Source organism: Pseudomonas sp. 05N433 (genome assembly GCF_056396925.1).
Map to the genome: position 1 here is coordinate 20282 of NZ_JBFTML010000060.1, position 9361 is coordinate 29642.

The window sequence follows — 9361 nt, forward strand, 5'->3', positions numbered from 1 at the left end:
CGTGGATCAGCTCGCCGGCGGCTGCGCTTGCAGCTGCTGCATCAGGCTGATGTTGTCTTCGATATGCCAATTGGCCGCGATGCGACCGTTGTCGATCTGATAGATATCGGTTGCCCGGAAGTCTACACGCTGACCCTGACCTTTGAGAGCCTTGAACGGGCCGGTGAAGTGCCCACGAAAGTGCAAATGCACCACCACCCGATCACCGGCAATGATCATTTGTTCGATCTCGCAGCTCAGGTCCGGCACCGCCGTGCGAAAGAACTTCGACGCCAGCAGCGGCCCGGTCGGCCCCTGAACCCGGCCTTCTGGCGGGGTCTTGTCGACGAACTGCTCTGACAATGCAGCCTTGGCCAACGCCTCCTCCCCGGTGTTCCAGAAGCTGCCATAGCGCCGGGCGGCCAATTCCATGGAATCGCGCTGCGCCTTGGACAGGCTCTGATCGACAATCAGGCTCTTGGGCTGGAGCAAGGTCGGTTCGGCAGAGGCAAACGGACTCGCCAGCAGCGCAGCGGTCAGGCTGAAGCCGGCCAGGGTTAAACGGCGGGAGATAGTGATGTGAGTCATGGGGCGATCCTGATCATGTAAACGAACGAGCGCCTATCATCAGCATCGGGGAATAAACGATAAACCGGTTAAGAACGGATTAACCTTTAAGCGTTTTTTACGAATCGGGACCGAGGTGAAGCTTGCCCGTGAAGAAAGCGACTCGGTCCCCCGACCGAGTCGCCGCAACTGCTTACTCCAACGCCGCAGCCGGCCCGAAGAACTCGTAACGGCTTTGCTTCTCCGGCACACCCAAGGCCTTGAGGTGACGCTTGATCGCCGCCATGAAGCCTTTAGGCCCCAGGAAGTAAGCATCCACATCGCGTTGCTGCGGCAACCACTCGCCGAGTTGCTCCTGGCTCAGCAGGCCAACCTTGTCCGCCGCCGGGCTGACGCCATCGTCTTCGGCGTAGCAATAGAAACGCTTGAGCTGCGGATGACGCTCGGCCAGCCCGTCGATCCAGTCGCGGAAGGCATGCACGCTGCCGTTGCGCGCACAGTGAATAAAATGCACCGGCCGCTCGGTCGCCAGCGCCGCTTCGAGCATTGCCAGCGTCGGGGTGATGCCGACACCGCCACTGATCAGCACCAATGGTTTGTCGCTGGYGGTCAGGGTGAAGTCGCCCGCTGGCGGGAACAGCATGATGCTCGCGCCGACGTGCAGTTGATCGTGCAAATGGTTGGAGGCGCGGCCACCGGTTTCGCGCTTGACGCTGATGCGGTACTGGCCCTTGTTGGCCAGCGCCGACAGCGAATAATTACGCCGGATTTCTTCGCCGTCGAGGATCAGTTTCATGCCGATGTACTGGCCGGGCTCGGCCGCGAGAATCGGCCCTTTATCCGCCGGTTCGAAGTAGAACGAAGTGATTTCCGAGCTTTCCTCGACCTTGGCCGCCACGATGAATTCCCGCGCGCCGCGCCAGCCGCCCGGTGCCTGGGCTTTCTGGTCGTAGATACTGGCTTCGGCACCGATCAGGATTTCGGCCAGTTGGTTGTAGGCCGCGCCCCAGGCGCTCATCACTTCAGGCGTGGCAATTTCGTCGCCCAGTACTTCAGAGATGGCTCGCAACAGGCAGCTGCCCACGATCGGGTAATGTTCCGGGAGGATTTGCAGGGCCACGTGCTTGTTGATGATCTTGGCCACCAGGTCGCCCAACTGATCGAGCTGGTCGATGTGCCGCGCGTACATCAATACACCGTTGGCCAAGGCGCGAGGCTGATCGCCGCTGGCCTGGTGGGCCTGGTTGAACAGCGGGCGGACTTCCGGGTATTCGGAGAGCATCATGCGGTAGAAGTGAGTGATCAATGCCTCGCCACCGCTTTCCAGCAGCGGTACGGTGGACTTGACGATGGCACGGTCTTGAACGCTAAGCATAAGAGCAACTCCTGGGCTTTATATGAATACCCTTTGCTTATCAGTTTCCATGCCAACAATTAAAACCTTATAAATCAAACAATTAAAAACAATGTAGTCATATCAACACTCATCGTTTTATAGTCATAGCGACTACACGGAGTCATTATGACTGCAAAATTACTGCTCACGACCCTGCTGCCCCTGGTCTCCGACCTGTCCCGCGAGCTGCCCGAAGGCGAGCGCTATCGGCGCCTGCTCGAAGCCATGCGCGCCCTGCTCCCTTGCGATGCCGCCGCCCTGCTGCGACTCGACGGCGAATGGCTGGTGCCGCTGGCTGTGGACGGGTTGAGCACCGACACCCTCGGCCGCCGCTTCAAGGTCAGCGAACACCCGCGCTTCGAAGCGCTGCTCAGCAGCCCCGGCCCGACCCGCTTCGCCGCCGACAGCGACTTGCCCGATCCTTATGACGGCCTGGTCGATGGCCTGCACGAGCATTTGGAAGTCCACGACTGCATGGGCTGCCCGCTGTTTATCGACGAGCGCCCGTGGGGCCTGCTGACCCTCGACGCCCTCGACCCTGAGCGCTTCGAGCCGATCGAACTGGATGCCCTGCAAGCCTTCGCCAGCCTCGCCGCCGCCACCGTAAACGCCGCCGAGCGCATCGAACGGCTGGCCAATCGCGCCGAAGACGAACATCAGCGCGCCGAGGTTTACCGTCAGGCCAGCGGCCAGCAGAACCGCGAAATGATTGGCCAGAGCAAGACCTACAAACGCCTGGTTGAAGAAATCAACCTTGTGGGCGGCAGCGATCTCACTGTGTTGATCACCGGGGAAACCGGGGTCGGTAAAGAGCTGGTGGCCCAAGCCATCCACGCCGCGTCGCCCCGGGCCGACAAACCTATCATCAGCCTCAACTGCGCCGCCCTGCCGGACACCCTGGTGGAGAGCGAACTGTTCGGCCACGTGCGCGGTGCTTTCACCGGGGCGACGAACGATCGTCGCGGCAAGTTCGAACTGGCCAACGGCGGCACGTTGTTCCTCGATGAAGTGGGCGAACTGTCGCTGGCGGTGCAGGCCAAATTACTGAGGGTGCTGCAGAGCGGGCAATTGCAGCGGCTGGGGTCGGACAAGGAGCATCAGGTCGACGTGCGGCTGATCGCAGCGACCAACCGCGACCTGGCCGAGGAAGTACGCAGCGGCCGCTACCGCGCCGACTTCTATCATCGCCTGAGCGTTTACCCGTTGCTGGTGCCCGCATTGCGGGATCGCGGTCGGGATGTGCTGTTGCTCAGCGGCTACTTCCTGGAACAAAACCGCTCACGCATGGGCCTCAACAGCCTGCGTCTGACCAGCGATGCCCAAGCGGCGTTGTTGGGGTATGGTTGGCCGGGGAACGTGCGGGAACTGGAGCACTTGATTGGCCGCAGCGCGTTGAAGGCGCTGGGTAATTGCACGCAACGGCCGAAGATTCTCAGCTTGAGCGCGGCGGATCTGGATTTGCCCAATAGCGGCGTAGAACAGGCAGCGGAACCCGTGGTCGCTGCGCCGGTAGCTGAGTTGATTCCAGGGGATTTGCGTGAAGCCACTGAGCACTATCAGCGCCAACTGATCAGCGCTTGCCTGGAACGGCACCACCACAACTGGGCCAGCGCGGCGCGGGAGTTGGGCCTGGATCGGGCGAACCTGGGGCGAATGGCCAAGCGGTTGGGCATGAAATAGTTTCACCAGAATGAAGTAATACCCTTGTGGCGAGGGAGCTTGCTCCCGTTCGGCCGCGAAGCGGTCGTGAATTCAGCGATGGAGTTCTATCTGGAAAAATCAGGGACCGCTTCGCGCTCCAACGGGGGCAAGCCCCCTCGCCACAGGTAAGCTCCCTCCCACAGGGGTCACCGTTTGGCTGGCAATAGGCATTTCCCCTAAAGCCAGCCCCCAACAAGTCGATAACCCGGCATCGATAGCTGTTGGCGATGCTCATAATCGCCTCACCTTTTCCACAGAAGGTTTTTATGTCTTCCAACAAAGCCCGCGCAGATTCACTTTCGCTTCTGCTGTTTACCTTGCGCAGCGGCAAGCTGATGGCGATCAACCTGCTGAAAGTCAGCGAAATCATCCCCTGCCCGCCGCTGACCAAGCTGCCGGAGTCGCATCCCCACGTCAAAGGCATTGCCACTCTGCGCGGCGCGTCGTTGTCGGTGATCGACCTGAGCCGCGCCATCGGCGAACGACCGCTGGAAGACCCAAACGGTGGCTGTCTGATCGTCACCGACGTCAGCCGCTCCAAGCAGGGCCTGCACGTTCAGGCGGTGAGCAAGATCGTCCACTGCCTGACCACCGACATCCGTCCACCCCCCTTCGGCTCTGGCGGCGTGCGCTCGTACATCACCGGCGTGACGTCGGTCGACGGTACGCTGGTGCAGGTGCTGGACATCGAAAAGGTCATCCACGGCATTGCGCCGGCGCAGATCGAAATGGCCCCGACCGAACTGAGCATGGAAGAGGCTGAAGTACTGGGCAATGCGCGAATTCTGGTGGTCGATGACAGCCAGGTCGCACTGCAACAATCGGTGCACACCCTGCGCAACCTCGGCCTGCAATGCCACACCGCCCGCAGCGCCAAGGAAGCCATCGACTGCCTGCTGGACCTGCAAGGCACCGCCCAGCAGATCAACCTGATCGTCTCGGACATCGAAATGTCGGAGATGGACGGCTATGCCTTCACCCGCACCTTGCGCGAAACCCCGGACTTCTCGCACCTCTACGTGTTGCTGCACACCTCGCTGGACAGCGCGATGAACAGCGAGAAGGCTCGACTGGCCGGGGCCAACGGGGTGCTGACCAAGTTCTCCTCGCCAGAACTGACCAAGTGCCTGATCGAGGCGGCCAGGGTCGTCGCCGAACAAGGTCACTGAGTGTGGCCGAGGACTTTTGTTTTCTGATGCGGCGCAACCTCGCCGAGGGTGTGCCGCCTTTCACTTGGCCAAACGACATTGAGTTGACCGAGTACCGTCCCGAACTCGCCGAAGCCGTTCATCACTTGATGGAACTGGGTTATCGGGAAGGCGGCGGTCGCGTGCCGGCGCTGGAAGTCTGGCAACAGCGTTTCGAAACCGATCCTGAATACGATCCTACCCTGTGCTTCATCGCTCTGGATGCCGAAGGCATCGTCGGCGTCGCCCAGTGCTGGACCAGTGCCTACATCAAGGACTTGGTGGTGCACCCGCGTGCTCGAGGCCTCGGACTTGGCCGTGCGCTGCTGCTCCATGCTTTCAAGGTGTTTGCGCAGCGCCGCGAAGGTTTTGTGGATTTGAAGGTGCGGGAAGACAACCTTCGGGCGCGGGGTTTGTATGAAAGTGCCGGGATGTATGTGGTCCGCCGGGAGCTGGTTCCAGTCTGAGACCGCCTTCGCGGGCAAGCCTCGCTCCTACAGATTCGATGTGATCGACGCATGACCTGTAGGAGCGAGGCTTGCCCGCGAAGAGGCCCGCACAACCGACATCAAACCATCAGGCATACTCCGACCTTGACCACTACACGCCAAGGATGCCTGATCATGAAAGCCACCACCCTGACCTTCCTCTGTCTCACCACCCTCGCCGCCCATGCCCACGCCTCCAGCCCCGATGCCTGGGCCGCCTTCGACAGAGCCGTGCTCGCCAGTTGCACCAAGGCCAGCGGCCTGAAAAAACCCCAACCCGTCGGCAACGCCGCGCAGTTCGATGACCGGGTCGGTTATACCGCGCTCCTGCTGCAAGGCCAGTACCCGCAAAAACACATGAAAGGCCAGCAAGGCACCGAGCTGTGCCTCTACAACAAGAAAAGCAAAACCGCTTACATCACCGAATGGGACTCCATCCGTCCAACCACAAAAGCGCAGTGAATGGCGCATAACTTGCTTTGGCACAGGCCTTTGCGGTGGCTTTCTGTCGCCGTTTCATGCCCTCACAGGTCACTGGCCCTTCAATGAATACACCGTTTTCCTGCGTCGGTTGTGGCAAATGCTGCAACGACCACCATGTTCCCCTGACACTGGCCGAAGCCCGCATGTGGGCGGCAGATGGCGGCCAGGTGATCGTGCTGGTGGAAGCCTTTCTCGCCAACGGCCTGGGCCTGCCAACACAACAACGCGAACACGCCGAACGCCGTTCGGCGCTGGTTCGCAGTGGCACTTGCGAAGCGCACGTGGCGATCACCTTTGCCGCCTACAACGTCGGCCCCTGCCGGAATCTTGACGAAGACAACCTCTGCAGCATCTACGAACGCCGACCGCTGGTTTGCCGCATCTATCCAATGGAAATCAACCCGCACATCCCGCTCAACCCGGCAGCAAAGGATTGCCCGCCCGAGTCATGGGACAAAGGCCCGGATCTGATTGTTGGCGGTGAACTGGTCGATCAGGAACTGGCAGGATTGATCCAGCGCTCCCGCCAGGCGGATCGCGACGAGATTCAGGCCAAGGATGCGATTTGCGCGCTATTGGGGATTCGAACGACAGCGCTGAAAGGCGATGGGTTTACCGCATATCTGCCGGACATGACCGCGTTTGCCATGGTGATCGATCAGGTGGCGCAGCAATCGCAGGCCGGGTCGGGCGGAGAATGGCTGTTTCATGTGTCTGGCGATGATATCGCCGGGCAAGTGCTGGCGGCCGGGGCGCAGGTGGTGACTGAAGCGCCGCTGAATTATGCGTTTATTTCGTTGCGGGCAGCGTAAACGCCAAACCGCTGCGCAGCATCCGTGCGCAGCGGTTCTTTTACTTTAGCGAGCAGCAACCGCCAGGCATTCGACTTCCACGCGCGCATCCAGCACCAGTTTTTTGCCAGCGAATGTCGTGCGAGCAGGCAAACGGTCCGCCGGAAAATAGCGGCTATACACCGTATTCATCGCAGCAAAATCATTGATGTCTGCAAGGATGACCGTGCATTTGACCAGCTGAGACAACGTCGAACCACTGCGGTGTAATGCGGCTTGCAGATTCTCCATGGTCTGGGTCATCTGCGGGGCAATCCCGCCCTTGACCAACTCGCCATCGGAGCCCGTCCCGAGCACGCCGGACAGATAGAGGGTGGTGCCGGCTTGCACCGCTTCGGAGAATGGCAAGCCTCCTTCAGCAGGGAAATAGCGTGGCGAATCTGGCACGGTGGGCGGTAGGTAGCGCCCGGTAATCGCCTGGTACTGGCCATTCTGCTTGAGACGCTCAAGGGCCGCATTCAGCTCATCGCGCAAGGCGGTGTCGGATTTTCGCACAGCCATCGCCACGCCACTGCCCAGCATGGGGTCCTTGAGCGCAGGCCCGGCAAAATCAAATCCTTGCCCCTGAGGCTGACTTAAAAACGCCTGGGTGATTTCAATCGAGTCTTGCAGGGTCGCGTCGATCTCACCCGCCAGCAGGCTGGCTATCAGTTGACTGTTGAAATGAAAACTGCGCACCGTCACTCCCGCCGGAGCCCAACGGGACTTGGCGAACGCCTCACGGCTGGTACCTGTCAGAACGCCGACACGCTTGCCTTTGAGCGATTGCGCATCCGGCTGCAGATTCGCCCCTGTACGCGCCACCAGACGGCTGTTCAAGGGATAAAGATTATCGGTGAAGTCGAGCCGTTCTCGACGCGCCGGCGTTGCCGTCATGGGCATGATCACATCGAAATGGTTGGCCTCCAGGGCCGGGATATTGGTGGCGTAATCCTGATCAACCCAGACACAGCGTTTTTTGAGTTCGGTACATAGCGCATTACCCAGTTCGATGTTCAATCCGACCAGCTCACCTTTGTCGTTGCGACTCTCGAAGGGGGGAACCAGGGCCTCGACCCCGAAACGGATCTGTGGATTGGCCGCAGACGAAACACAGCCGGCGGTCAGGACCACCAGCGGCAACAGGGAGAAGATTTTTACCAAAGGCATTTCGGTGACCGTCATCAAGCATTCAGGGACATGAATCTTTGATGAGTGGTCACCGACTTCCCAGAGGACAAATCGCTCATCCTTGTGGGAATTGTCTCAATGACAGAAGGAACTGCTACCGACAAAAAACGCCTGGCGGTCAGCGTTTGCCCATCGAACGACGAGTGCCAGGAGGCGCTGCGCCCGGGGTCTTGGTGTGGCCGTTCTTGGCGCCATTCTTGTACCAAGGCTGGCTGGCGCTCTTCGCGCCGGCCAGTTCCCCCGGCTTGAACGGAAACTTGAACGCCGGGATCGCCGCTTTGGTTTCGCTGTCGGCGCTGGAGTCGACGCTGTCGGGCAGGTCTGCCTGGTCGTCGCGCAAAGCGTCGGCAACCGGCGGTTGTGTCGGGGAAGTCATGAAAGCTCCGGGTGATGCTAAAGAGTCGGGCCCGGTAGGCGAGCCGCGAAAGGCGGCAGTATACCTGTGTCGGAGGCTGCAGGCTGCAGCTGGTCAGTCGGGTTTTGTGCCGACTGACCAACCGCCATCGCAAGCCTGCTCGCGATGAACGATAACGCGGTCTACGCCGGATCGACGTTATCCAGCGCCCGGTTCACCGCCAACTCCGCCAGCATGATGCTCTGTTGAATCGCCAGCGCCGTGTAGCGCTGCGGGGCGGTCAGGTCGTTGGCGAAATCGCTGGCCAGGACACTCGCCGTGGCTAACGATTCGTAGGCGTGGGCCAAGAGGCTTTCGGTATCCATATTCGGGGCGACGATGAACATGGTGCTGGGGCGGCGTTTTTTTTCGGTGTAGGGCGTTGGGGGATCGAGGTAGTAGTCGAGCGCGCGTTTTATGGCTTCGCGGTCTTTGAGTAATTCTTCGGCGTGCGAGGCTTCGGCGTTGGGGGTGGTGGTGTTGAAGGGTGGATCGGGGATTAACTTATCCATGAAAACTCCTGCTGGGATGGGTGCCACCACTCGCCGGATCTCAAGCGACGAAGAGGTGGCAGCTATGTGCAGAGTGAGATCCACCGGTAGCAGGCAACCGGCCAGACCGAAGTCTGCCCGCACACAGCTGCCATAACGCATTTACAGGCAGCGGATAAGCTGGCGCCAATTATGGTGGTATTGGCGCTAGATGCATACTAATTGCCGGGGATCTCACGCCCGGTCGCTGAATTTGCAGCGACAGCCAAAGACTAGAGAGCCCGCTTCCGACGGACAACCTGAAAGATACGTGGGAAAGGTCTGCGTTCAGGCACATCCATTAAACATTCAAAAGCGGAACGCGGAGCGTCCCTGGCGGCATTCCCACGCGGGAGCGTGGGAACGATCATGCAGGTACAGACGAAAGAGATTGGTCGGCTGTCAGGCCGCCTTCACGAACAAGCCCCCCACTATTGAACGGTGCACACCCGCCCCTCGCCACTCAACAGGCCGAGCGTTAGCTCGCCTGCCGCTTTTGATCTTGATTCACCCGCCCCTTCGGGAGGCTGAGTGGAGGTGTTCATCTGGGGATTGGCGCGCAGCGCCGTTCGACGCAGTCGAACACATCGCATGTAGGTTGAAGCGAAGCCAACC

General features: G+C 60.3%; 10 protein-coding genes. 5 read left to right on the forward strand and 5 right to left on the reverse strand.

The features are described from left to right. Positions 1–6: 6 nt before the first annotated feature. Positions 7–567 carry an ester cyclase gene (locus tag AC1DIS_RS25220; RefSeq protein ID WP_477744663.1) on the reverse strand — a complete coding sequence of 187 codons (561 nt, stop codon included), beginning with the start codon at positions 565–567 and terminating at the stop codon, positions 7–9. A gap of 172 nt (positions 568–739) precedes the next feature. Beyond that, positions 740–1921, reverse strand: a complete 1182-nt coding sequence (gene hmpA / locus AC1DIS_RS25225) for an NO-inducible flavohemoprotein (protein ID WP_477781147.1) — start codon at positions 1919–1921, stop codon at positions 740–742. Between the two features lie 147 nt (positions 1922–2068). On the opposite strand from hmpA, the gene norR reads away from it, so the two are divergent. The 5 genes from norR to AC1DIS_RS25250 all read left to right on the forward strand — a co-directional run bounded on the left by norR (position 2069) and on the right by AC1DIS_RS25250 (position 6613). Continuing rightward, positions 2069–3622: a nitric oxide reductase transcriptional regulator NorR gene (gene norR / locus AC1DIS_RS25230; protein WP_086946442.1), complete on the forward strand. Its 1554-nt coding sequence runs from the start codon at positions 2069–2071 to the stop codon at positions 3620–3622. Between the two features lie 287 nt (positions 3623–3909). Further along, positions 3910–4812 carry a chemotaxis protein CheV gene (locus tag AC1DIS_RS25235; protein ID WP_018930150.1) on the forward strand — a complete coding sequence of 301 codons (903 nt, stop codon included), beginning with the start codon at positions 3910–3912 and terminating at the stop codon, positions 4810–4812. 26 nt (positions 4813–4838) lie between these two features. Then, the gene (locus AC1DIS_RS25240) at positions 4839–5297 is read left to right on the forward strand and encodes a GNAT family N-acetyltransferase (RefSeq protein WP_018930149.1); all 459 of its coding nucleotides are present in this window, start codon (positions 4839–4841) and stop codon (positions 5295–5297) included. Between the two features lie 156 nt (positions 5298–5453). Continuing rightward, positions 5454–5780, forward strand: a complete 327-nt coding sequence (locus AC1DIS_RS25245) for a hypothetical protein (protein ID WP_064616213.1) — start codon at positions 5454–5456, stop codon at positions 5778–5780. Positions 5781–5863: 83 nt separating this feature from the next. After that, positions 5864–6613 (forward strand): YkgJ family cysteine cluster protein, encoded by a 750-nt coding sequence (locus AC1DIS_RS25250; protein ID WP_064616212.1) that lies wholly within the window; start codon positions 5864–5866, stop codon positions 6611–6613. A gap of 45 nt (positions 6614–6658) precedes the next feature. Here AC1DIS_RS25250 and AC1DIS_RS25255 read toward each other — a convergent pair whose 3' ends face one another. The 3 genes from AC1DIS_RS25255 to AC1DIS_RS25265 form a co-directional block, all read right to left on the reverse strand. Next, complete coding sequence (locus AC1DIS_RS25255; protein WP_477748909.1) at positions 6659–7801, reverse strand: transporter substrate-binding domain-containing protein; 1143 nt, start codon at positions 7799–7801, stop codon at positions 6659–6661. A 139-nt stretch (positions 7802–7940) separates the two neighbouring features. Next, positions 7941–8198, reverse strand: coding sequence for a hypothetical protein (locus AC1DIS_RS25260; RefSeq protein WP_019582340.1), 258 nt, complete (start codon positions 8196–8198; stop codon positions 7941–7943). A 161-nt stretch (positions 8199–8359) separates the two neighbouring features. Beyond that, on the reverse strand, positions 8360–8728 hold the full coding sequence (locus tag AC1DIS_RS25265; RefSeq protein WP_477744664.1) for a DUF6124 family protein: 369 nt from the start codon (positions 8726–8728) through the stop codon (positions 8360–8362). Between the last annotated feature and the right edge of the window lie 633 nt (positions 8729–9361).

Bases quoted from the DNA above. Each gene is read 5' to 3' on its own strand.
- AC1DIS_RS25265 (WP_477744664.1), bottom strand. From the start codon at position 8,728: ATGGATAAGTTAATCCCCGATCCACCCTTCAACACCACCACCCCCAAC.
- AC1DIS_RS25235 (WP_018930150.1), top strand. From the start codon at position 3,910: ATGTCTTCCAACAAAGCCCGCGCAGATTCACTTTCGCTTCTGCTGTTT.
- AC1DIS_RS25220 (WP_477744663.1), bottom strand. From the start codon at position 567: ATGACTCACATCACTATCTCCCGCCGTTTAACCCTGGCCGGCTTCAGC.
- AC1DIS_RS25255 (WP_477748909.1), bottom strand. From the start codon at position 7,801: ATGCCTTTGGTAAAAATCTTCTCCCTGTTGCCGCTGGTGGTCCTGACC.
- AC1DIS_RS25250 (WP_064616212.1), top strand. From the start codon at position 5,864: ATGAATACACCGTTTTCCTGCGTCGGTTGTGGCAAATGCTGCAACGAC.
- norR (WP_086946442.1), top strand. From the start codon at position 2,069: ATGACTGCAAAATTACTGCTCACGACCCTGCTGCCCCTGGTCTCCGAC.
- AC1DIS_RS25260 (WP_019582340.1), bottom strand. From the start codon at position 8,198: ATGACTTCCCCGACACAACCGCCGGTTGCCGACGCTTTGCGCGACGAC.
- AC1DIS_RS25240 (WP_018930149.1), top strand. From the start codon at position 4,839: ATGCGGCGCAACCTCGCCGAGGGTGTGCCGCCTTTCACTTGGCCAAAC.
- AC1DIS_RS25245 (WP_064616213.1), top strand. From the start codon at position 5,454: ATGAAAGCCACCACCCTGACCTTCCTCTGTCTCACCACCCTCGCCGCC.